The sequence below is a fragment of the Nocardiopsis trehalosi NBRC 14201 genome, from assembly GCF_001552555.1.
GTDB lineage: Bacteria > Actinomycetota > Actinomycetes > Streptosporangiales > Streptosporangiaceae > Nocardiopsis_B > Nocardiopsis_B trehalosi.
Genome location: NZ_BCRK01000108.1, coordinates 1 through 21,279, shown reverse-complemented (window position 1 = coordinate 21,279; position 21,279 = coordinate 1). Strand labels below are relative to the sequence as shown.

The window sequence follows — 21,279 nt, the reverse complement described above, 5'->3', positions numbered from 1 at the left end:
CGCGGGCGACCCGGGAGGCGGCGCCGGGTCGGGCGGACCGACAGACCGGCCCCGGGGCGGCCGGTGCGCCGCGCCGGGCGGGCCGGGCCAAGGCACCGCCCCGTGGCGGCCAACGCGTCGGGGGCAGGGCGGTCCGAGGGTCCGGCCCCGGGCGGCCGGGCCGAAGCACCGACACAGGGGCGGTCGGCGCGCGGCGCCGAGCAGGGCGGACCGACAGACCGGACGCGGGCGGACGGTGCGCGGCACCGGAGGGCCGGGCCGAAGAACCGACCCAGGGGCGGTCGGCGCGCCGCGTGGCCCCAGTCGGTGTGCGGCGCCGGGGAGGGGTGGCCGAGGGGTCGGCCCCGGGTGGTCGGTGGGCGGCGCCGGGCGGGCGGGCCGGGAGGCCGGCCCTGGGGCGGTCGGCGCGCCGGGCGGTCCAGGTCAAGGGGCGGATGGGCAGCGTTGGACGTCAGTCCAGGCCGAGGGAGCGGGCGCGGGCGGCGGCGGTGGCGCGGTTGGGGACGCCGAGCTTGGCGAGGATGTTCGAGACGTGCACGCTCGCCGTCTTGGCCGAGATGAACAGCTTCTCGGCGATCTGGGCGTTGGTGCGCCCGTGGGCGACCAGCCGCAGCACCTCGGTCTCGCGCGGGGTGAGCCCGCCCGGCGGGGCGCCGGGCCCGGCGGCGGCCCCGGGGGTGGAGCCGTCGAGGGTGGTGCCCAGCCGCCGCGCCAGGTCGGCGCAGCGCAGCCGCAGCGGGGCGGCGCCGCAGCCGTCGGCCAGCCCCGCGGCCTCCCGCACCGCGGCGGTGGCGGCCGCCCGGTCGCCGTCGGCGGCGTCGGCCTCGGCGCCGTACAGCAGCGCGCGGGCGCGCTGGTAGGGGTCCTCGGCGGCGCGCCAGTCGGCGACGGCGGCCCGCCACGCCGCGCGCGCGTCGACGCCGGGGTCCTCGTCGGGGGTGGCGGTGTCGGCCAGGTGGGCGCGGATGGTGGAGCGGAACGCCGCCTGCGCGGGCCCGACCGCGCGCATCCGGTCGTACGCGCGGGCGATGCCGGTGCGGAGCGGCCCGGTGCCGTCGGCGCCCGCCGCGCGGCCGGCGCGCAGGGCGCGGGCGGCCGCTTCCAGCACGTGCCAGCCGTAGGGCGGCCAGGTCTCGACCCGCCCGTCGTCGAGGAGGGCGCGGGCGGTGCGGACCGCCGCGTCGGCGTCGGCGTCGGCCAGGACCAGTTCGAGGTCGAGCAGGGCGGCGGGGAGTTCGTCCTGGGTGTGGGTGAGGCGGCTCCCGGCGTCCCGCTGCCGGCGCTGGTCGTCGCGGGCGGCGTCGAGGTCGCCCATGGCGATGGCCGCCAGGCCGCGCCGGGCGTGCAGGTTGAGCCGGTACAGCAGCATGGGGTTCCACGACAGGGCGCGCCCGGCGACGCCGCGGCACTCGGCGAACTCGCCCACGTAGTACAGCGCCTCGGCCAGGTTGACGGCGACCAGGGTGCCGAAGGTGCGCACCGTGCTGAGGTCGCGGGCGCGCTCCAGCCCCGCCCGGCCGGTCGCGACCGCCTCGGCGGCGCGCCCGCCCTCCCACAGCAGGGCGACGCGCAGGGCGGTGGCGCGGGTCTCGGTGGTGGGGTCGCCGACGGCGCGGGCGCGCTCCAGGACCGCCTCGATCTCGCGCAGGGCGGGGTCGGTGTGCCCGAGGTGGCTGTCCATCGAGGCGAGGGTGATGCGGGCGTGCATCTCGGTGGACGTGTGCGGCCAGTGCGCGCCGCCGGGCGGGCGCCGGATGGAGGCCCGCTGCATCCGGGCGCAGGCGTAGAGGTCCTCGTCGCCGCTGGCGCGGGCCTCGGCCATGGCGGTCTCGGCGGTCTCGGCCGCCTCCTCGAAGCGGCCCCACAGCGCGAGTTCGCCGGCGAGGGTGGCGAGCACGGACGGGCGGTGCGGGCTGTCGGCGGGCAGCACCCGGGCCGAGGCGCGCAGGTCGGCCAGTGCGTCGCCGTCGTCCAGGTCGCGGCGGGCCTGGCCGCGGCGGCGCAGCAGCAGGGCGCGGCGGGTGGCGGTGGGGGCGTCGTCGGTGTCGGGCAGCACCCGCAGGCCCTGCTCGGCGAGGGCGAGGCCGCGACTGGTCTCGCCGCTGTCGATGGCGGCCTCCGACGCCTCTTCGAGGACGTCGGCGAGTTCGGCGCCGACGCGCTCCTCGGCGTCGGGCACCTGGTCCCACAGGTCGATGACCCGCTCCAGCATGCGCAGTTGCTCGTCGTAGCCGTAGGACTCGTGGGCGCGGCGGGCGGCCCGCCACGCGGCGCTGAGGGCGCGGGGCCGCTCGTGGGCCTCGTGGTAGTGGTGGGCGAGTTCGGCGTCCGCGCCGGCGCCCGGGTGGGCGGAGGGGTCCTCCTCCAGGGCGGTGGCGTAGGCGAGGTGCAGGCGGGCGTGCCGGCCGGGCAGGATCTCGGCGTGCACGGCCTCGCGCAGCAGGGCGTGCCGGAACCGGTACCCGGACTCCTCGACGCGCAGCAGGTTGGCGTCGACCAGGTCCCGCAGGGCGGCCTCCAGCCGGTCCTCGTCGAGGCCGGCGACGCGGGCGAGGAGGCGGTGCTCGACGCGCCGCCCCCCGCTGCCGCCGGTCGAGACGACGGCGGCGACCTCGCGGGCGTCGTCGCCCAGGGTGCGCAGCGGCCCGAGGAGGAGTTCGCGCGGGCGCTCGGGCACGGCGCAGGCGTCGACCTCGGGCTGCTCCAGGAAGGACTCCACGAACAGCGGGTTGCCCGCGGTGCGCGCGTAGAGCAGCCGCATCTCCTCGGCGGGGAGTTCGGTGCCGCGGATGGCGCGGGCCTGGGCGGCGACCTGCTCGGGGGTGAGCGGGCGCAGTTGGAGGTGGGTGACCGCGGGCAGGCGCTCCAGCTCGGGCAGCAGCCGCCGCAGGGGGTGGGTGGGGCGCAGGTCGTCGGTGCGGTATCCGGCGAGCATCTGCACGCGGGCGGTGTCGAGGTTGCGGACGAGGAAGACCAGCAGATGCCGGGTGGCGGAGTCGGCCCAGTGCAGGTCGTCCAGGACGACGGTGAGCCCGGCGGGTTCGGCGGCGGCGGACAGCAGCCGCAGGACCTGTTCGAACAGGCGGCCGCGGGCCTCGGGGCGCTCCTCGGGGGGCGGGCCGAGTTCGGGCAGCAGGCGGGCGATCTCGGACGGGCTGCCCGCTGCGGCGGCGAACCGCTCGGGGCCGAGGTCGCGGAGCAGGCGGCGCAGGACGGTGACGAACGGGGCGAACGGCAGGCCGTCGACGCCGAGTTCCAGGCAGCCGCCGGCGGCGACGAGCCCGTTGCCGGAGTCGGCGGCGAACTCCTCCAGCAGCCGGGTCTTGCCCACGCCGGCCTCGCCGCCGAGGAGGAGGGTCGCGGCGGCCTCGGTGCGGGCCCGCCGCGCGTGCTCCGCGAGGAGGCGGGCCTCTTCCTCCCGCCCGACGAACACCTGACTGACCCCGAACAGACCCATATGGCCAGTATGCCGGGATCTCCCCCGGTGCCGCACCGGCTTTACCCCGCCCGCGCCGTCGGCGGCCGCAGGGCGCCGGCGATCGGCGGCGGACGCCTCCGTCCGCGCTTCCGGGTAGGCGTTCGGCGGCGGGACGGCGGGGCGCACGTGAGGGCGGACGGAACGGTGTCGGCCGTTGGGCCGTTCGCCCTGGTGGGCAGGCCCCCGGCGGGCGCGAGGCCGTCCGGCCGCCGGTCCCGGCCGGAGGCGCCCCCAACACCAGAGGTTGGTGGCCGGAGAGGTCCCCTGGCCGGTCGGGAACCGGCCGCAGGTCGGGCCCCCGGGTGAACGACATCCGCCTGTCCGCGTCAGCGACGACGGCGGGACCGGCGCCGACGACGGCCACGGCGCCGCCCCCGATACGGGCCGAGTCCCAGTCCAGGCCATCCGATGCCAGGCGGCCTTCGACCCGGGCGCCGTGGGCGGCGTGGGCGGCGTGGGCAGCGCGAAGGCGGCGGACGCCCCGCGCCTGCGGACGTCTCCCCTGGCGGGCGTCGACTCGGGCCGGTGGGAGCGCGCGAGGCCGTTCCCCGCGCGCCGTCCACGTCGACGTCCGGACGTGGTGCCCCACGACCGCGTCGGCGGTAACGATGCGATGGCGTGGAGTCCCTGCGGGGAACGCGCCGGGCGCAGTGGAATCCGAGGATATGCCGCCGTTGTTTCAAAGAAGAGGCAATGAGGAAGGCTTCCTAATACGCCCGTTCCTTCGTTCGGCCAGCACGCGGCAAAGAGGCCGCAAAAATGGCTTGACCTGCACGGACGCGGGAGCGACGCAATCCCGGCGGGCGCGGGGAGGGATCGGACGGAGCGCGGCGCGACGCGCTCCGGTCACGGATGGCCGAACATTATCGCACGGTTGGATCACCGACGTGCGGGGAATCTTGACACGGACTGACGCGTTACACCCACGAAGACCGCAAGAGCGCCTGGAGGCACGCACACGATGGCCGAGCGAGCACTTCGCGGCACACGACTCGGGGCGACCAGCTACGAGAACGACCGCAACACCGATCTGGCACCGCGCCAAGAGGTCACCTACGACTGCCCTCGGGGCCATCGCTTCTCCGTCACCTTCGCCACCGAGGCGGAGATTCCGGGCAACTGGGAGTGCCGGTTCTGCGGCGACACCGCCCTGATGGTCGACGGCGAGCGGCCGCAGGAGAAGAAGGCCAAGCCCGCGCGCACCCACTGGGACATGCTGCTGGAGCGCCGGAGCATGGAGGACCTCGAAGAGGTCCTCGCCGAGCGGCTCGAACTCCTCCGCTCCCGCCGCCGCGAGGAGGAGGAGCACATGCAGGCCCTGGCCCGGCAGCGCCGCAGCGCCTGACCCACCCGACGCCGGAGGGCGGCGGCCGACTATCGGCCGCCGCCCTCCGGCGTCGGTGCGTCCAGGGTCGGTGCGTCCAGGGTCGGCGCGGCCAGCACGGTCGGCGCGGCCAGCACGGCCGACGCGGTCGGCGCGGTCGGCGCGGTCGGCGCGGTCGGCGCCCGGCCGCGCCTCCCCCGCTCAGCCGGGCGTGCCGCCGGGCTCCTCGCCGCCGAACGGGTCGAGCGTGCGGCCGACGAGGTCGGCCACCGAACCCATGATGCGGGTGGGGCGGTAGGGGAACCGCTCGGCGGTCTCGCGGCCGGAGATGCCGGACAGCACGAGGACGGTCTGCAGTCCCGCCTCCAGCCCCGAGCGCACGTCGGTGTCCATGCGGTCGCCGATCATCAGGGTCGACTCGGAGTGGGCGCCCAGCGCCCGCAGCGCGGACCGCATCATCAGCGGGTTGGGCTTGCCGACGTAGTAGGGGGCGTGCCCCGTGGCGCGCTCGATCAGCGCCGCCACCGCGCCGGTGGCGGGCAGCGAGCCCTCGCGGCTGGGGCCCTTCTCGTCGGGGTTGGTGGCGATGAAGCGCGCCCCGCCCTCGACCAGCCGGATGGCGCGGGTGATGGCCTCGAAGCTGTAGGTGCGGGTCTCGCCGAGGACGACGTAGTCGGGGTCGCGCTCGGTCAGCACGTACCCGATGTTGTGCAGCGCGGTGGTCAGCCCCGACTCCCCCACGACGTAGGCCGACCCGTTGGGGCGCTGCTCCTCCAGGAACCGGGCGGTGGCCAGCGCCGAGGTCCAGATGGACTCCTCGGGGATGTCCAGCCCGGTCCGCAGCAGCCGCGCCCGAAGGTCGCGCGGGGTGTAGATCGAGTTGTTGGTCAGCACCATGAAGCCGATGCCGTTGTCGCGCAGCTCCGCGACGAAGGCGTCGGCTCCCGGGACGAGGTGCTCCTCGCGTACGAGGACCCCGTCCATGTCCATGAGGTAGTTCCACCGCGATTCGTTGCTCACGGCCCGATTGTCCCGTGTTTCACCCCCGGTCGCACCACCGGCCCGCGCGGCGTGCCGCACAGCCGGCGCGGGGCGGGCGCTGACGCCGGCGCGGCCGACGCCCCGCGAGGTCGCGGTGAGGGCCACCATTGGTGGATCATGGCGCATCACCGCATCGATCATGGAATGGAACGCCATGTCCGACGAGCACCACGACCCCTCCTACGACATGTTCTTCTACGTCGGCCAACCCTTCCTCCATGATTGGGCGGCGGTCTACCGACCCGGTACCGAGCGGATGCTGCTGAACACCTACCTGCCGGGGACGGGCTTCCGGGAAGAGGTCGTGGCCGTCCCGCCCATGGAGACGCTGGAGCGGTTCGAGCAGGAGGCCGGACGGCTCGGCGCCTTGGACAACACCATGGGCGCCTTCCGGGGTCCCCGCGCGGGGCGGGTCGCCTACTCCGACGCAGGGAGCGTGCTCTTCGACCAGCCGGGGGTCAGCCGGATGACGCGGGTCCGCCTCGGCGACCGGGAGCCCGACTGGAACAACACCCCCTTCTGGTCGGCTCGGGCCACCTTCGCCGAGCTGGCGGAGACGGCGTTCAAGGTGCGGGACGGCCATGCCGAGCGCAGGCCGGACGCGCGGGCGGAGTTCGGCGCGTGGCTGACCGAGCAGACCGGCCTCCGGGGCGTCGCCGACTACCTCGGCCTGACCGCCCCCGCCCCCGAGCCGGCCCCCGCCGCCGACACAGCCGCCGAGGCCCGCACCGACACGGACGCGGCGCCGGAACCGGCGAGGCAGGCCAGGGCGGTGCCGGAGCCGGCGACCCCGGAGACGGCGCCGGAACCGGTGGCCCCGGTCGCGGCCACGCCGGAGCCGGCGGCCGACCCGGCGGTGTCGGCGCCGGACGCCCCGGTCGCGGCGTCACCGGAGCCCGCGCCGCCGCAGCGGCCCACCCCGGAGGGGCCGAGGATGAGCCCCGCGACACTCCGGACCGCGCCGCGACCCGACACGTCCGCGAACACCGGGGCCCGCCCGAAGCTGTCCGATCGCTTCCGGGCGGCGAGCCGCGCCTTCCGCTCCGGCCGGAGCTGACCGGCGACCCGCGCCATACGTGGAGCGACCCCGGGTTCTCTCCGCCCGGGGCCGCTCGCCCACGTCATCTCCCACTCTGCGGAACGGTCCTATCGATCACCTCCTCTCTTCGCCGGTGCGGAAGGTCCGGGCGGCCGAGGACTCGCCCACCAGCTCGGCCTCGGTGAACCGGGCGAGGAAGGCGCGGGCCCGGCGCGCCTGCCAGAGCCGGAAGTCGGGCAGGTCCTCGGCCGGGACGCGGGTGAAGACGGTGAGCGGGCCGCGATGGCAGAAGAAGATCCGGTCGCCGTCGCCGGTGGCGTCGGCGGGCGCCTCGCGGACCGGCCGGTCGTGCCGCTCCGCCCAGCACTGGAGTCCGGAGACGGACAGTTCGCTCACCGCCTCCATGACCACCCCTCGTTCGCGATGACGAGAGCGGCCCGGACGCCGGCCACCAGAAGGGCGGCGCGTTCTATTTGGGCGATATGCCGTTTCCTCTCCAGATCACAGAGGAAAGGGCGAACCCGCCGCCGCGATTGCACTACAGTCGGCTTTGTCATCAGCACTCCCATGCTGCGTGGCCACGGCCCCGGACCGCCACTAACGGTCGCGGGGCTCTGTCATGCTCAGCATCGAGTACGCGCCCGTGACCTGCCTTAATCGCTACATGTTCGTCGCGATCAGGCGTTTCCGTGCATTGTTGTAGCCGCTTCGAAGACACTTGCTCTCATGGCGACTTTCGGAGAAACACTGAGGGCACAAATTGAGATCGCGGGCATGAACCAGGCTCAGCTTGCATCCGCTGTGGGCTGGTCGCCGTCGCAGATCTCAGCACTCGTCACTGGACGTCGCAAAGGCCACCGCGCGCAGATCGAGGCTTTAGACGAAGCTCTCGGCGCGGGCGGGCTACTCGTTCGCCGGTGGGCGGAACAGCGGAAACGCCAGGCCGAACCGGAGTGGCTTCAGCAGGTGGCGGATGTCGAGGACCGGGCGTTCGAGATTCGAGCCGTTCAGCCGTTCCTACTGCCGGGCGTCCTTCAATCCCCCGACTACGTGCGCGCGGTCGTACGTATGGGGCGCCCCTTGGACAACGAAGAAGCGGTGGAAGCGATTGTGGAACGGCGGATGCGGCGGCAGGAGCACCTGTTGCGAGCCGATGGCCCGAGGATTAGCGTCCTCGTGCCCGACCATGTCATCCGCTCTGCACGCTCGATCCACCCCGGGTCGCTGGATCATGTCCTAGCCCTGGCAGAATCGGCATCGATGACGGTTCAGGTATTGCCGGGGGATCAGCACCTCGCGGCGGCGGTCGGCCCCTTTCGCCTCATCGGGCTGGAGGACCGGCCGAACGTCGTGTTCGCTGAGTCGGCGGTCGGTGGCGCGATCGTGGATCATCCGGCGGAGGTTGCGCGTTTCGTCGCAGTAGCGAACGCGTTGCAGGCGCGGGGCGTGGACCCCGACAAGTCGCGTCGATGGATTGAGGAAGCCAATGAATGACCAGTGGGCGAAGTCGAGCTACAGCACGGCGGGTGGAGACTGCCTAGAGGCGCGCGTTGCCGACAACGCGGTGCAGGTCCGGGACACGCAGAACCGTGGTGCCGGGCATCTGGCGTTCCCGGGTGACGCATGGCAGGCGTTCTTGGCAGGGGTCGAGGAGCTGTAGGTTGATCTTGTCATTTCCGTAGGCGGCACCAGAAAGCCCCCGAGGTCACACCTCGGGGGCTTTCGCCGTCTCAGGCTCGGGTGGCCGGCGGGTTCGTGGTGCCGGGGTCGGGGTCGTCGTCCACGATGTGGCCCCGGATGACGCGGCCGCCGCCCGGTGCGCCCGGCGGCTGGCCCGGCACCTGCACGCCCAGGGTGGCGAACTCGGCCTCGGCGCGTTCGCGCATGCGCTTCATGCGCCGCTCGGCCCAGCCGGAGAACGCCCAGCGCAGCGCCGGCCGGGTGAACGGCAGCGCCATCAGCGCGCCCAGCAGCCCGGTGAGGAAGCCCGGGATGATCAACAGGATGCCGCCGACCATCACCATGAGCGTGTCGATGATGTCGCGGCGCGGCGCCTGTCCCGTGCGCATGGCGGCGTCCGCCTCTCGGAACGCCTTGGTGCCGGCCCGGCGGAGTACGAACACCCCGATGGCGCTCAGCGCGAACAGCGCGGCGATGGTCCCGGCCACCCCGATCTGCTGACCGACCAGGATCAACAGCCACAGCTCGACGAAGGGCAGCGCCAGCAGCGCGAGAACGATCAGCAGCGGCATGGGCTCCGTCCCTAGGTGTCGCGTGGTCCCGTACAGCTGAACGCCTAGCGGCGCGCGAACGTTCCCCTCCCCCGTCGAACCCGTGCGCGGGCGGTGGGCCCGCAGCACGCGGCCGCTCCCGCCGCCCGCTCCCCCGCCGCGGCCTCCGGCGTCAGGCCGACGGCCCCTCAGCGGGCGCCGTGGCGGACGCGGAGCGGGCGGCGGAGCGGCGGCGCAGGACGACCGCCGCCCCGACCGCGACGGCCGCCACCGCGCTCAGGGCGGCCTCGGGCAGGGCGCCCAGGCGGGTGGCCGGGGTGGTGCCGGTCATCGCGGGCAGTTCGGCCGTGTGCACGGCCGCCTCGGCCTCGGGCGAGCGGTAGTCGACCGACCCGTCGGCCGCGACCACGGCGCTGATCCCGCTGGTGGAGGCGACCACGGCGGGCCGGCCGTGCTCGACCGCGCGCAGCTGCGTGATGGCGAGCTGCTGGTCGGACTGGCCGGTGAAGTTGTAGTTCGCGTTGTTGGTCGGCACCACGATGAGCTGCCCGCCCGCCGCGACCGACTCGCGCACCGGCGCGTCGAAGGCGATGTCGAAGCAGATCGCGGCCGCCACGGTCGTGCCGCCCATGTCGAGGGCGCCCGGCTCGGTGCCGGGGACGGCGTCGCTGCCGATCTGCTCCAGCCGGGCGACGAACCGGGTGAAGAAATCGCGGAACGGGATGTACTCGCCGAAGGGCACGAGGTAGCGCTTGGTGTAGTGCTCGCCCGCCCCGTCCTCGGGGTCCCACACGACGGAGCGGATCTCCCGCTCGGTGCCGTCGTCGCTGTAGCGGGTGACGCCGATGAGCAGCGGAGCGCCGATGTCGCGGGCGGCCGCGTCGACCAGCGCGGCGGCCTCGGGGTCGGTGTAGGTGTCGATGTCGCTGGCGTTCTCGGGCAGCACGACGAGGTCGGGCTGAGGGATCTCGCCCGCGTCGACCCGGTCGGCGAGCTCGTGCACCCCGTCGACGTGGTTGCGCAGCACCTGCATGCGCTCGCCGAGGATGTCCATGCGGCCCACGCCGGGCACGTTGCCCTGGACGAGGGCGACGGTGGCCGTGTGGTCGGTCTGGGGCGCCCCCACGGCCGGCGCGGCGACGCCGGTGCCCACGAGGGCGGCCAGCCCGGCGGCGGCGCCCGCGACGGGCAGCAGGGCGGTGCGGGGGGCGCGGGCGACGCGCAGGACGCCCCACAGCAGCAGCCCGCCCGCCAGGGCGACGGCGAAGGTCGCCAGCGCGGAGGAGCCCCACGCGGCGAAGCCGGTGAACGGCGTGTCGGGCTGGGCGTAGGCGAGCTTGCCCCACGGGAAGCCCCCGAGGGGGAACCGGGCGCGCACGGCCTCCTGGAGCACCCACACGGCGGCGGTCCACACGGGCCACCCGGGCAGCCGCAGGACGCAGGCGAGGGCGATCGCCATGGGCGCGTAGTAGACGGTCTCGGCGGCGGCGATGACGAGCCAGACGTCGACGCCGAACACGTCCTGCCAGCGCAGCAGCGGGACCATCAGGGCGGCGCCCGCGACGAGCCCCAGCCAGGCGGCGCGGCGGGCGCGGGCGCCCAGGACGGCGTAGGCGAGCAGGGCGGCGCTGAGCGGGCCGAGCCACCACAGCCCGTAGGGCGGCAGGGCGAGCAGCTGGGCGAGGCCGGAGGCGGCGGCGGCGAGCGCCCGCAGGGCGGTCGGCGGTCCGGCGGGTCGGGTCGACGGGGTGGTGCCGGTGCGCGGTCCGGCGGTGTCCGGCGGGGCGTCCACGGCTTCCACGCACGCTCGCTCTCGTGATGAAGGAGGGGGTTATGGGGGGACGCGGAAAAGGCCCGAGACCACCCTTCGGACCGGCACCGTCTCGTCGGCGGCGAGCGCGGAGACCGTTGTCTACTGGATGTTCGGGCCTTTTCCGGGTCCAACCCCCCGCCCGGTCGCGGAACCCCGGACCTTCCCCCACCTCCGACCGCACCTGGTGCGTGGTGCGACGTCCGGAGGGACAAGGACCGGACCGCTCGACCGGTCCGTCCAGTGCTGGACTGGGCAGTAGATTACCGAGCCTGACGGCCCCGCGCCGCAACCCCCGGTCCACGTGTCGGGCCGCCTCTGGAGCGGCCGCGCACACCCGCCGGGGCCGCGGTGGCGGCCGGGTCCGGATAACCGCCGCCAGGCTAACGCACCCGCCTGCGACATGCCAGTCAGCCGCCCGTCCGCCCCGCGCGCGGTCGTCCACACGCGCGCGGTCCCACTGGCGCGGGCCTCCTCGGTGCGGGTTGACGGGAAACAGGGGGTTCCCCCCGGCGCCGTGGCCCCGCCCGCCGTGGCCGCCGGGGGTGTCTCCGCATGCCCGGCCCCTCCCCGGCCTCGTTGATCGTGGCGCTGTCGGAAATCGGGAGCGCTTCCATGACACGGCAACGTCACGATCGACGCGGGGCCGGCGGACGGGATCGGATCGGAACCGCCCGGAGTCTCGACAGAAAGCCATCGTTGGTGTTCGATGTTCTGAGCAGATCGAAACGAATCGATCATCGAACGAAGCGTCCGGTCCTTCGGGCGGGCGCGGTGACACGGGAGCCGTACCCCATGGCGAAGATCGTCCTCGACAAGGTCGACAAGGTGTACTCCGGCGGCGTGAAGGCCGTCGACAGCCTCAATCTGGAGATCAACGACGGCGAGTTCATGGTGCTCGTCGGCCCGTCCGGCTGCGGCAAGTCCACGGCCCTGCGGATGATCGCCGGACTGGAGGAGATCACCGACGGCGAGCTGCGCATCGGTGACGAGGTCGTCAACGACCGCCCGCCCAAGGACCGCGACATCGCCATGGTCTTCCAGAACTACGCGCTCTACCCGCACATGACGGTCGAGCAGAACCTGGCCTTCGGCTTGAAGCTGCGCAAGATCGCCAAGCCCGAGATCGAGAAGCGGGTCAAGGAGGCGGCGGCGATGCTCGGCCTGGAGCCCTACCTCAAGCGCAAGCCCGCCGCGCTGTCCGGCGGCCAGCGCCAGCGTGTCGCCATGGGCCGCGCGATCGTCCGCGAGCCGCAGGCGTTCCTCATGGACGAGCCGCTGTCCAACCTCGACGCCAAGCTCCGCGTGCAGATGCGCGCCTCGCTGAACCAGCTGCACGACCGGCTGGGCGTCACCACGGTCTACGTCACCCACGACCAGATCGAGGCCATGACCCTGGGCGACCGCGTCGCGGTGCTGCGCGACGGCCGCCTCCAGCAGGTCGACACGCCGAAGAACCTGTTCGACAACCCGATCAACCTGTTCGTCGCCGGGTTCATCGGCTCGCCCGCCATGAACTTCATCAACGCCGACCTGGAGCAGGACGGCCAGGGCGCGGTGCTGAAGTTCGCCGAGCACGCCCTGCGCGTGTCGGCCGCCGACGTCGACGCCCGCCCCGGCCTGCGCGACCACATCGGCCGGTCGATCATCCTGGGCATCCGCCCCTCCGACTTCGAGGACGCGGCCCTGTCGTCGCACGACGCTGCCACCATGGACGTCAAGGCCGACGTCACCGAGGAGCTGGGCACCGAGATCAACGTCATCTTCTCGGTCAACGCCCCGCCCGTGAAGCACGACGACGCCGCCGCGCTCGCCGCCGACGCCGCGGGCGACGGCGAGGACGCCGAGGCCGCCCTGCCGCTGTCGGGCGACAAGTCGCTGTTCACCGCGCGGGTCAACCCGCGCAGCCAGGTCCGCCCCGGCGGCACGGTGAAGCTGGCGGTCGACGTCACCCAGCTGCACTACTTCGACAAGGTGAGCGGCCTGGCCATCGGCCACCCGCAGAACACCCCGGCGGTCGTCACCGGCTGACCCGCCCGCGCACGCGCGAGGGGCCCGGTCCGAGATCGGACCGGGCCCCTCACCGCCGCACCGGGCGCCCGCGGACACCGGTGCGGCGGGTGCTCCCTACACGGCGGCGGCCGCTACTTCACGGCGCCGCCCATCATGCCCTGCACGAAGTACCGCTGGAACGCGAAGAACACGATCAGCGGCACCAGCATCGACAGGAACGCCCCTGCGGAGATCACGTCGATGTTCGCGCCGAACTGCCGCATCTCCGACTGCAGCGCCTTCGTCATCGGCTGGTTGGCCGCGTCGGCGAACACCATGGCCACCAGCAGGTCGTTCCAGACCCAGAGGAACTGGAAGATCGCCAGCGACGCGATGGCCGGCCCGCCCAGCGGCAGGATCACCCGGCGGAAGATGGTGAACTCCTTGCCGCCGTCCATCCGCGCCGCCTCCAGCAGGTCCCGGGGGATCGCCGCGAAGAAGTTGCGCAGCAGGAAGATGGCGAACGGCAGGCCGTAGCCGACGTGGAACAGCACCACGCCCAGGATCGACCCGTAGATGCCGACCCCGCCGTAGAGCTGCGCGATGGGCACCAGCGCCACCTGGAGCGGCACCACGAGCAGCCCGACCACGAGCAGGAACAGCCAGTCGCGGCCCGGGAACTCCATCCACGCGAACGCGTAGGCGGCGAGGGACCCGATGACCACGATCAGCAGCGTCGCCGGCACCGTGATGAGCACGGTGTTGAAGAACGACGACACGAACCCGGCGTTGTCGAGCAGGTTGGCGTAGTTCTCCAGGGTGATCTGGGAGGGCTCGGTGAGCACCGCCCACCACCCCGACGCGCTGTTGTCCTGCGGCGAGCGCAGGCTGGAGACGAACAGCCCGAGGGTGGGCACCAGCCAGAACACGCCGATCAGCAGGAGTACGACCTGGACCGCGCCCGACCCGATCCGGCCGACGATCCGGGACGCGACCGAGCGGTGCGGCGTGCCGGCTCCGGGTGCGGGCGGCGCCTCGGTGTCTTTCACTGCGGTGCTCATGAGTTCTCCCGGCGGAACCGTCGGATCTGGAAGATCATCGCGGGCACGACCAGCAGCAGCAGGAACACCGCGAGCGCGCTGCCCAGCCCCTGGTCGTTGCCGCCCCCGAAGGACACCCGCCACATCTCCACGGCCAGCACGTTGGCGTCGCGCTGCACCGAGCCCGGGGCGATGATGAACACCAGGTCGAAGATCTTCAGCACGTAGATCATCAGCGTGACGAAGACGACCATGAGCACGGGCGACAGCAGCGGCACGGTGACCCTGCGGAACACCTGCCACTCGGTCGCGCCGTCCACGCGCGCCGCCTCCAGCGCGTCGCGCGGGATACCCGCCAGCCCGGCCGCGATGAGGACCATCGCGAACCCGGCCCATACCCACAGGTAGGCGCCGATGATGGCCGGGGTGATGAGGGTCGGCCCCAGCCAGGTCACGCCGTTGTAGGGCTCGGTGAAGTTCGCCGGCGCCAGGCGGAGCGTGTAGGAGCCGTCGCCGAGGTCCTCGAAGGCGAACGTGCCGTCGGGGGCGGTGAGGGTCGTCGCGGCGACCTCGCCGCCGCTGACGGCCTGCACCTCCAGCCCCGGCAGCCCCTCCTCGGAGCCGTCGATCGCCCCTTCCTCGCCGCCGCCGCCGCGGGTGAAGTCGAGCCACACCGTGCCGGTGACGGTGCCGTCGGCGCCCTCGGCCGCGACGGCGGTCTCGGCGTCGTCCGGCAGTTCGTCGGACTGCACGCCGACCAGCGGGATGAGGACGGTGTCGCCGGGGGCGACCTCGCCCTCCACCTCGAAGCCGCCGCCCTCGGCCTCGGCCAGCGGCGCGTCGGGTCGCGGCCGGGCGTCGGGGTAGGCGGCGGAGGGCGCGAACGTGTCCTGCACCGTGGTGATCACGGCGTTGGCCAGGCCGCGCTCGGGGTCCTGCTCGTAGACGAGTCGGAAGATCACGCCCGAGGCGAGGAAGGAGATCGCCATGGGCATGAAGACGACGACCTTGAAGGCCGTCGCCCAGCGGATGCGCTCGGTGAGCACCGCGAAGATGAGCCCCGCGATCGTGACGACGATCGGCGCGACGACGACCCAGATGACGTTGTTGCGCAGGGCGATGAACGTCGAGGGGTTGCTGAACAGCTCGACGTAGTTCTGCACACCGACGAACTGGGTGCCCAGGGCGTCCCAGAGGCTGCGGTAGATGGAGAACAGGATCGGATAGAGCATGTACGCGCCGAGGAACAGCAGCGCGGGAAGCAGGAACACCAGCGCCAGCCACGGGGGCGGGCCGAGACGGCCCGACCCCGTGGTAGCGGTGGCGTCCTCGGTCGTGGCCGGAGCGGGCGTGCCGGTACTGGGCACGGCCGCCGGCTCACCGGTGGTCGCCATGGATTTCCACTTCTCGTCTAGGAGTCCGACGCCGCGGCTTCCAGCTCCTCCGCGGCGGCCTCGGGGTCGGACGGGTCGCGCAGGAAGTCCTGCAGGATGGACCACATTCCGCGGCCCTCGGTCGCGCCGAACTGGCTGGGCACCTGGTCCGAGAGGTCGTAGCGGACGTTGTCGCCGGCCTCCTGGATGGTGGACGCGAGCTGCTGGGTGAAGTCGTCGCTGTAGGCCTCGGGCTCCACGGCGGAGTTGGCGGACAGGTAGCCGCCCAGGCCGGCCCAGGTGGTCTGCGCCTCGGGCGAGGCGAGGTAGGCGAGCAGCTCCTGCACGCCCTCGTTCTCGCTCATGCCGACGGCGATGTCACCGCCGACGACCACGGGGGCCTCCTCGCCGACCGCCGGGAAGGGGAACGCCAGGGCGTCCTCGCCGACGGTGGCACCGGCCTCCTGGGCGCTGGCCGCGACGAAGTCGGCCTCGAACACCATGGCGGCGCTCTCCTGGCCGTACACGTCGGTCACGCAGGTGGGGAAGTCGGTCTGCACGGCGCCGTCGGTGCCGCCGTTGAGCAGGTCCTCCTCGCCCCAGACCTCGGCGAGGGTCTCCAGGGTGGCGGCGACGCTCTCGTCGGTCCAGGGGATCTCGTGCGCGACGAGCTGGTCGTACTTCTCCGGCCCGGCCTCGGACAGGTAGACGTTCTCGAACCAGTCCGTGAGGGTCCACCCCGAGGCGCCGCACATGGAGAACGGCGTGATGCCGGCGTCGGAGAGGGTGGTGGCGGTCTGCCCGGTGAGGTCGTCCCAGGTGGCGGGGGGCTCGACCCCGGCCTCCTCGAAGGAGTCGGGGCGGTACCAGATGATGGACTTGTGGGCGGCCTTGAGCAGGATGCCGTAGGGCTCGCCCTCGACCGAGCCGAGCTCGCGCCAGTAGTCGGTGTAGTTCTCGTCGAGCGCGGTGGCGGCGTCGCCCTCCAGGGGCACCAGGGCGCCCTGCTCGGCGTACTCCTGGACCAGGCCGGGCTGCGGCAGGATGGCGATGTCCGGCGGCTCGTCGGCCTCGATCTTGGGGCCGAGGTAGGCGCCGGTGTCCTCACCGGTGGACTCGTAGGAGACGGTCGCGCCGGTCTCCTGCTCGAAGGCGGCCAGCACCTCCTCGAAGTTCTCCTGCTCGACGCCCGTCCACTTGGCGGCGACGAGCAGCTCGACGCCGCTCAGCTCACCGCCCCCTCCGCCCGGCCCGGCACCGGGGCTGCAGGCGGTGGCGAGCAGCGCCCCGGCGGCGGCGACGGCCAGCGCTCCGCGGCCTCTCCATGTGCTCTCAGGCATGGGTCTCCTCTTTCTGCTGGTGAGCGGGGGCGGGGCCCTCCCAGATACCCGCGCCCGAGACGGGATCGAAGAAGTACAGCCGCCCGGTGTCGACGCGGACGCGGACGTCCGCGCCGATCGTCGTGCGGGACCGGGGGCTGAACCGGGCGATGACGCCGCTGGAGCGCTTGCCCTCGTCGAGGTTGTCGGCGCCGGCGTCGCGCGCCAGCTCCTTGGTGTCCTCGGTGACCACGGGGGGCGCGCCGAGGGTGAAGTGGACGAGCAGCTCGGAACCGAGCGCTTCGACCAGTTCGGTGGTCGATGTCAGGACGGTGCCCTCGGCACCGTCGCCGAGTTCGGCGTCCTCCATGTCCTCGGGCCGGATGCCCACGGCGATGTCCCGGTTCACATATTCCCGCAGGCGGGGGCGCTCGGCCAGTAGCGACGCGGGGACCGAGAGGTACTGGTCGCCGAGGGTGAGGCGGGCGCCGTCGCCGTCGGCGGCGAGGCGGCCCTGGAGGAGGTTCATGGCGGGGGAGCCGATGAACCCGGCCACGAAGAGGTTGACCGGCCGGTCGTACAGCTCCTGGGGGGCCGCGACCTGCTGGAGGACGCCCTTCTTCATCACGGCCACCCGGTCGCCGAGGGTCATGGCCTCGACCTGGTCGTGGGTGACGTAGATGGTGGTGACGCCGAGGTCGCGCTGGATGCGGGAGATCTCGGCCCGCATCTGGACGCGCAGCTTGGCGTCGAGGTTGGACAGGGGCTCGTCCATGAGGAACGCCTGGGGGCTGCGGACGATGGCCCGGCCCATGGCGACGCGCTGCCGCTGGCCGCCGGACAGGTTGCGGGGCTTGCGGTCGAGGTGCTCCGACAGCCCCAGGGTGCGCGCCGCTTCCTCGACGCGCTTGTTGATCTCGGACTTGGCGACCTTGCGGAGCTGCAGCCCGAACCCGATGTTGTCGCGCACGGACAGGTGCGGGTAGAGCGCGTAGCTCTGGAACACCATGGCGACGTCGCGGTCGCGGGCGGGGGTGCGGTTCACCACCCGGTCGCCGATCGTGAGGGTGCCCGAGGAGATCTCCTCCAGGCCGGCCACCATGCGCAACGCGGTGGTCTTTCCGCAGCCCGAGGGCCCTACTAGGACGAGGAACTCCCCGTCCGCGATATCGAGATCAAGGGAGTTCACCGCGCTTGTTCCGTCGGGATATGTCTTCCCGACGCCTGCCAATCGGACTTTCGCCACGATTCGCCTCCGGCTCCATTGCCGGGCTTCTCGCCCGTTGAACGTTCAACCAATGAGGACAGTGGTGCACGACACGTGTCGCGCACCACTGACTCTTGCACATTTCGTACCAGTGAACGATCTGGGACGACAGGTTGACCATGACCCTGTTATGAACTCGTATCCGCTAGTACGAGGGCGTTGGGAACTTTGTCGATGATCATGGCGTTTCGTCCCTGCCCCGCAGCAGATCGCGCGCGATGACCACCCGCTGGATCTGGTTGGTGCCCTCGACGATCTGGAGCACCTTCGCCTCGCGCATCAGCCGTTCGGCCGGGAGGTCGCTGGTGTAGCCCATCCCGCCGAGGACCTGCACGGCGTCGGTGGTCACCGCCATGGCGGCGTCGGTGGCGAGCAGCTTGGCCATGGCGGCCCGGGTGCCGAAGGGGCGGCCGGAGTCGCGCAGCCGCGCCGCGGAGAGGTAGAGTTCCCGCGCCGCCGAGATGCGCGTGGCCATGTCGGCCAGGAGGAACCCGATCCCCTGGAAGTCGCCGACAGGGCGGCCGAACTGCCGGCGGCTCCGGGCGTGGTCGACCGCCAGGTCGAGCGCCGCCTGGGCGACCCCCACGGCGCACGCGGCGATCCCGAGGCGCCCGGAGTCGAGCGCGGCCAGCGCGATGGGGAACCCCTCCCCCTCGGCGCCCACCCGGGCGGCGGCGTCCACCCGCGCCCCGTCGAACCGGACGGCGGCGGTGGGCGAGGACCGCATGCCCATCTTGTCCTCGGGGGTGTCGGCGGCGACCCCCGGCGTGTCGGCGGGCACGTGCAGGCAGGAGATCCCGTCCCGGCCGGGGCCGCCGGTGCGGGCGAACAGCGTGTAGAAGTCGGCGACCCCGCCGTGGGTGATCCACGCCTTGGCGCCGTCGACCACGTAGCCGCCGCCGTCGGCGCGGGCGGTGGTGGCCAGGGCGGCGGCGTCGGAGCCGGAGTGGGCCTCGGAGAGGCAGTAGGCGCCGAGGAGGTCGCCGCCGAGCATGGCGGGCAGCAGGGCGTCGCGCTGGGCGTCGTCGCCGCGGGCGGCGACGGGGTAGCAGGCGAGCGTGTGCACGCTGAGGCCGAGGCCGACGGCCAGCCAGGCGCCGGCGAGCTCCTCGACCACCTGGAGGTAGACCTCGTAGGGCTGACCGCCGCCGCCGTAGCGCGCGGGGTAGGGCAGGCCGAGCAGTCCGGCGCCGCCGAGGAGGGCGAACACGTCGCGCGGGAAGGCGCCGGCCTCCTCGTCGGCGGCGGCGCGGGGGGCGATCTCCTTGGCGGCGATGTCGCGGACCAGGTCGATCAGGGCGGCGGCCTCGTCGGTGGGCAGCGTGCGCGCCACGGCCATGGCATCCCCTTCCGCGCCGGACGCCGCATTTAGTTGGACGTCCATGTACTTGGTGACGCACGGCACTTTATCCCACCATCCGGACGCGCGACAGGCCGGGACCCGCGCGCCGCGCCACCCGCCGACCGGCCCCCGCCGGACCGCCGGACCGGGCGGCCTGGTCGGGCACCGCCGCCTCCGGCCACCCGCACCGCCTCACCGCAGGTGGGAGCGGTATCGGGCGCCCCGGGCGGCCCGCCGCGCGTTGCCGGGCGCACCCGCCGCGCTTAGCATCCCCGAAACGGTGAGCGCGCGGCCGCACCCCGGCGCGCCCCGACTCCGCCCTCGGTGAGGACCCCCATGACTCAGCCCTGGTGGCGCGACGCCGTCATCTACCAGATCTACCCGCGCAGCTTCGCCGACGCCGACGGCGACGGTGTCGGCGACCTCGCCGGCATCACCCGCCGGCTCGACCACGTCGCCGCGCTCGGCGCCGACGCCGTATGGCTGTCGCCCTTCTACCCCTCGCCCATGGCCGACGGCGGCTACGACGTCACCGACTTCCGCGGCGTCGACCCCCTGCTGGGCACCCTGGACGACTTCGACGCGCTGGTGGCGGCCGCCCACGGGCACGGGCTGCGGGTCATCATCGACATCGTCCCCAACCACACCTCCGACGCCCACCCGTGGTTCCGGGAGGCGCTGGCGGCGCCCCCGGGCCACCCGGCGCGCGCCCGTTACGTGTTCCGCGACGGCCGGGGCCGCGGCGGCGGGGAGCCGCCCAGCAACTGGCTCTCCCGGTTCGGCGGCCCGGCCTGGACCCGGGTGCCCGACGGCCAGTGGTACCTCCACCTGTTCGCGCCCGAGCAGCCCGACCTGGACTGGGACCACCCCGGGGTGCGCGCCGAGTTCCTGGACATCCTCCGCTTCTGGTGCCGGCGGGGCGTCGACGGGTTCCGCGTCGACGTCGCCTCCGCCCTGGTCAAGGACCTGCGCCCGCCGCTGCGCGACGTGGTGGGCGGCGGCAGCGGCCTGGACGAGGTCGCCGCCAACCCCGACCACCCCTACCTCGACCGCCCCGGGGTGCACGACGTCTACCGCGGGTGGCGGCGGGTGCTCGACGCCTTCGACCCGCCGCGCATGGCCGTTGCCGAGGCGTGGCTGCCCAGCGACCGGCTCGCCCGCTACCTGCGCCCCGACGAGCTGCACCAGGCGTTCAACTTCGAGTTCCTGCTCTGCCCGTGGGACCCCGACGCCTACCGCCGGATCATCGACGCCAGCATGAACGACGCCGCCTCCGTCGGCACGGTCGCCACCTGGGTGCTGTCCAACCACGACGTGGTGCGCCCGGTGTCGGCGCTGGGCCTGCCGCCGGGCACCGACCGCGAGTCCTGGCTGCTGAGCGGCGGCACCGCGCCGCCCTGCGACGTCGACCTGGGGCGGCGGCGGGCCCGCGCGGCCGCGCTGCTCGAACTCGCCCTGCCCGGCTCAAGCTACGTCTACCAGGGCGAGGAGCTGGGCCTGCCCGAGGTCGCCGACCTGCCCCCGGAGGTCCTCCAGGACCCCAAGTGGGAGCGCACCGGGCACACCGCCAAGGGCCGCGACGGCTGCCGGGTGCCCATCCCGTGGGAGAAGTCGGGGCCGTCGCTGGGGTTCGGCGCGGCCGAGGGGTGGCTGCCGCAGCCCGGCGACTGGGCCGACCTGTCGGTCGAGGCGCAGACCGGGGCGCCCGACTCCACCCTGGAGATGTTCCGCACCGCCATCCGCGCCCGCCGCGAGCTGGCGGCGGGCGGGTTCATGGCCTGGGACGACCGGCTGGACGACGGCGGGCTGCTGGCGTTCTGGCGGGGCGGCGACTGGCTGGTCCTCGCCAACATCGGCCCCGACCCGGTGCCGCTGCCCGATGGCGAGGTGGTGGTGGCCAGCGCCGACGTGGCGTCGGGCACCCTGCCCGGCGACACCACCGTCTGGCTGCGCCGCTGACCCCGCTCCCGTCCCGCGCGCCCGCCCCGCGGCGCGCGGGGCGCGGGGCGGGCCGGGGCGGGCG

Annotated in this window: 16 protein-coding genes; 6 read left to right on the top strand and 10 right to left on the bottom strand. The window is 73.6% G+C overall.

The genetic code is table 11. The features are described from left to right. Positions 1-451 precede the first annotated feature (451 nt). The gene (locus NT8_RS31310) at positions 452-3,457 is read right to left on the bottom strand and encodes a helix-turn-helix transcriptional regulator (RefSeq protein WP_067971013.1); all 3,006 of its coding nucleotides are present in this window, start codon (positions 3,455-3,457) and stop codon (positions 452-454) included. A 982-nt stretch (positions 3,458-4,439) separates the two neighbouring features. On the opposite strand from NT8_RS31310, the gene NT8_RS18215 reads away from it, so the two are divergent. Further along, positions 4,440-4,823, top strand: a complete 384-nt coding sequence (locus tag NT8_RS18215; protein ID WP_067971012.1) for an RNA polymerase-binding protein RbpA — start codon at positions 4,440-4,442, stop codon at positions 4,821-4,823. A 180-nt stretch (positions 4,824-5,003) separates the two neighbouring features. On the opposite strand, the gene NT8_RS18210 is transcribed toward NT8_RS18215, so the two are convergent. After that, positions 5,004-5,792 (bottom strand): HAD-IIA family hydrolase, encoded by a 789-nt coding sequence (locus NT8_RS18210; protein ID WP_067971010.1) that lies wholly within the window; start codon positions 5,790-5,792, stop codon positions 5,004-5,006. 205 nt (positions 5,793-5,997) lie between these two features. On the opposite strand from NT8_RS18210, the gene NT8_RS18205 reads away from it, so the two are divergent. Continuing rightward, complete coding sequence (locus NT8_RS18205) at positions 5,998-6,900, top strand: hypothetical protein (RefSeq protein WP_067971008.1); 903 nt, start codon at positions 5,998-6,000, stop codon at positions 6,898-6,900. Positions 6,901-6,996: 96 nt separating this feature from the next. Here NT8_RS18205 and NT8_RS18200 read toward each other — a convergent pair whose 3' ends face one another. Further along, on the bottom strand, positions 6,997-7,278 hold the full coding sequence (locus NT8_RS18200; RefSeq protein ID WP_157515877.1) for a hypothetical protein: 282 nt from the start codon (positions 7,276-7,278) through the stop codon (positions 6,997-6,999). 330 nt (positions 7,279-7,608) lie between these two features. On the opposite strand from NT8_RS18200, the gene NT8_RS18195 reads away from it, so the two are divergent. Next, complete coding sequence (locus NT8_RS18195; RefSeq protein ID WP_084469062.1) at positions 7,609-8,376, top strand: helix-turn-helix domain-containing protein; 768 nt, start codon at positions 7,609-7,611, stop codon at positions 8,374-8,376. Beyond that, positions 8,369-8,542 carry a DUF397 domain-containing protein gene (locus NT8_RS18190; RefSeq protein WP_067971002.1) on the top strand — a complete coding sequence of 58 codons (174 nt, stop codon included), beginning with the start codon at positions 8,369-8,371 and terminating at the stop codon, positions 8,540-8,542. Before NT8_RS18195 ends, NT8_RS18190 begins: the two co-directional genes overlap by 8 nt. A gap of 70 nt (positions 8,543-8,612) precedes the next feature. Here NT8_RS18190 and NT8_RS18185 read toward each other — a convergent pair whose 3' ends face one another. Together NT8_RS18185 and lnt are read right to left on the bottom strand one after the other, a co-directional pair. After that, positions 8,613-9,134, bottom strand: a complete 522-nt coding sequence (locus NT8_RS18185) for an FxsA family protein (RefSeq protein ID WP_067971000.1) — start codon at positions 9,132-9,134, stop codon at positions 8,613-8,615. 151 nt (positions 9,135-9,285) lie between these two features. Further along, a complete protein-coding gene (gene lnt / locus NT8_RS18180; protein WP_394326585.1) occupies positions 9,286-10,905 on the bottom strand; it encodes an apolipoprotein N-acyltransferase in 1,620 nt (539 codons plus the stop codon). 813 nt (positions 10,906-11,718) lie between these two features. Between lnt and NT8_RS18175 the strand changes: the two genes are divergently transcribed. After that, positions 11,719-12,954, top strand: a complete 1,236-nt coding sequence (locus NT8_RS18175) for an ABC transporter ATP-binding protein (protein ID WP_067970995.1) — start codon at positions 11,719-11,721, stop codon at positions 12,952-12,954. A gap of 113 nt (positions 12,955-13,067) precedes the next feature. Here NT8_RS18175 and NT8_RS18170 read toward each other — a convergent pair whose 3' ends face one another. From NT8_RS18170 to NT8_RS18150, 5 genes are all read right to left on the bottom strand, one after another. Then, positions 13,068-13,976, bottom strand: coding sequence for a carbohydrate ABC transporter permease (locus tag NT8_RS18170; RefSeq protein WP_067970993.1), 909 nt, complete (start codon positions 13,974-13,976; stop codon positions 13,068-13,070). Then, positions 13,973-15,349 (bottom strand): ABC transporter permease, encoded by a 1,377-nt coding sequence (locus tag NT8_RS18165; RefSeq protein WP_084469061.1) that lies wholly within the window; start codon positions 15,347-15,349, stop codon positions 13,973-13,975. The genes NT8_RS18170 and NT8_RS18165 overlap by 4 nt, the downstream gene beginning before the upstream one ends. A gap of 17 nt (positions 15,350-15,366) precedes the next feature. Then, complete coding sequence (locus NT8_RS18160; RefSeq protein ID WP_174549597.1) at positions 15,367-16,668, bottom strand: ABC transporter substrate-binding protein; 1,302 nt, start codon at positions 16,666-16,668, stop codon at positions 15,367-15,369. Then, positions 16,661-17,893, bottom strand: coding sequence for an ABC transporter ATP-binding protein (locus NT8_RS18155; RefSeq protein WP_067970991.1), 1,233 nt, complete (start codon positions 17,891-17,893; stop codon positions 16,661-16,663). Before NT8_RS18155 ends, NT8_RS18160 begins: the two co-directional genes overlap by 8 nt. A 199-nt stretch (positions 17,894-18,092) precedes the next feature. Beyond that, positions 18,093-19,253: an acyl-CoA dehydrogenase family protein gene (locus NT8_RS18150; protein ID WP_067970989.1), complete on the bottom strand. Its 1,161-nt coding sequence runs from the start codon at positions 19,251-19,253 to the stop codon at positions 18,093-18,095. Between the two features lie 339 nt (positions 19,254-19,592). Here NT8_RS18150 and NT8_RS18145 point away from each other — a divergent pair, with 339 nt between their 5' ends. Next, positions 19,593-21,215: a glycoside hydrolase family 13 protein gene (locus tag NT8_RS18145; RefSeq protein WP_067970987.1), complete on the top strand. Its 1,623-nt coding sequence runs from the start codon at positions 19,593-19,595 to the stop codon at positions 21,213-21,215. The last annotated feature ends 64 nt before the right edge of the window (positions 21,216-21,279 follow it).

Excerpts from the sequence above, each read along its gene's own strand:
- NT8_RS18160 (WP_174549597.1), bottom strand. The coding sequence starts at position 16,668 with ATGCCTGAGAGCACATGGAGAGGCCGCGGAGCGCTGGCCGTCGCCGCC.
- NT8_RS31310 (WP_067971013.1), bottom strand. The coding sequence starts at position 3,457 with ATGGGTCTGTTCGGGGTCAGTCAGGTGTTCGTCGGGCGGGAGGAAGAG.
- NT8_RS18190 (WP_067971002.1), top strand. The coding sequence starts at position 8,369 with ATGAATGACCAGTGGGCGAAGTCGAGCTACAGCACGGCGGGTGGAGAC.
- NT8_RS18175 (WP_067970995.1), top strand. The coding sequence starts at position 11,719 with ATGGCGAAGATCGTCCTCGACAAGGTCGACAAGGTGTACTCCGGCGGC.
- NT8_RS18195 (WP_084469062.1), top strand. The coding sequence starts at position 7,609 with ATGGCGACTTTCGGAGAAACACTGAGGGCACAAATTGAGATCGCGGGC.
- NT8_RS18210 (WP_067971010.1), bottom strand. The coding sequence starts at position 5,792 with ATGGACATGGACGGGGTCCTCGTACGCGAGGAGCACCTCGTCCCGGGA.
- NT8_RS18215 (WP_067971012.1), top strand. The coding sequence starts at position 4,440 with ATGGCCGAGCGAGCACTTCGCGGCACACGACTCGGGGCGACCAGCTAC.
- NT8_RS18205 (WP_067971008.1), top strand. The coding sequence starts at position 5,998 with ATGTCCGACGAGCACCACGACCCCTCCTACGACATGTTCTTCTACGTC.
- NT8_RS18165 (WP_084469061.1), bottom strand. The coding sequence starts at position 15,349 with ATGGCGACCACCGGTGAGCCGGCGGCCGTGCCCAGTACCGGCACGCCC.
- NT8_RS18145 (WP_067970987.1), top strand. The coding sequence starts at position 19,593 with ATGACTCAGCCCTGGTGGCGCGACGCCGTCATCTACCAGATCTACCCG.
- NT8_RS18170 (WP_067970993.1), bottom strand. The coding sequence starts at position 13,976 with ATGAGCACCGCAGTGAAAGACACCGAGGCGCCGCCCGCACCCGGAGCC.
- NT8_RS18185 (WP_067971000.1), bottom strand. The coding sequence starts at position 9,134 with ATGCCGCTGCTGATCGTTCTCGCGCTGCTGGCGCTGCCCTTCGTCGAG.
- NT8_RS18150 (WP_067970989.1), bottom strand. The coding sequence starts at position 19,253 with ATGGCCGTGGCGCGCACGCTGCCCACCGACGAGGCCGCCGCCCTGATC.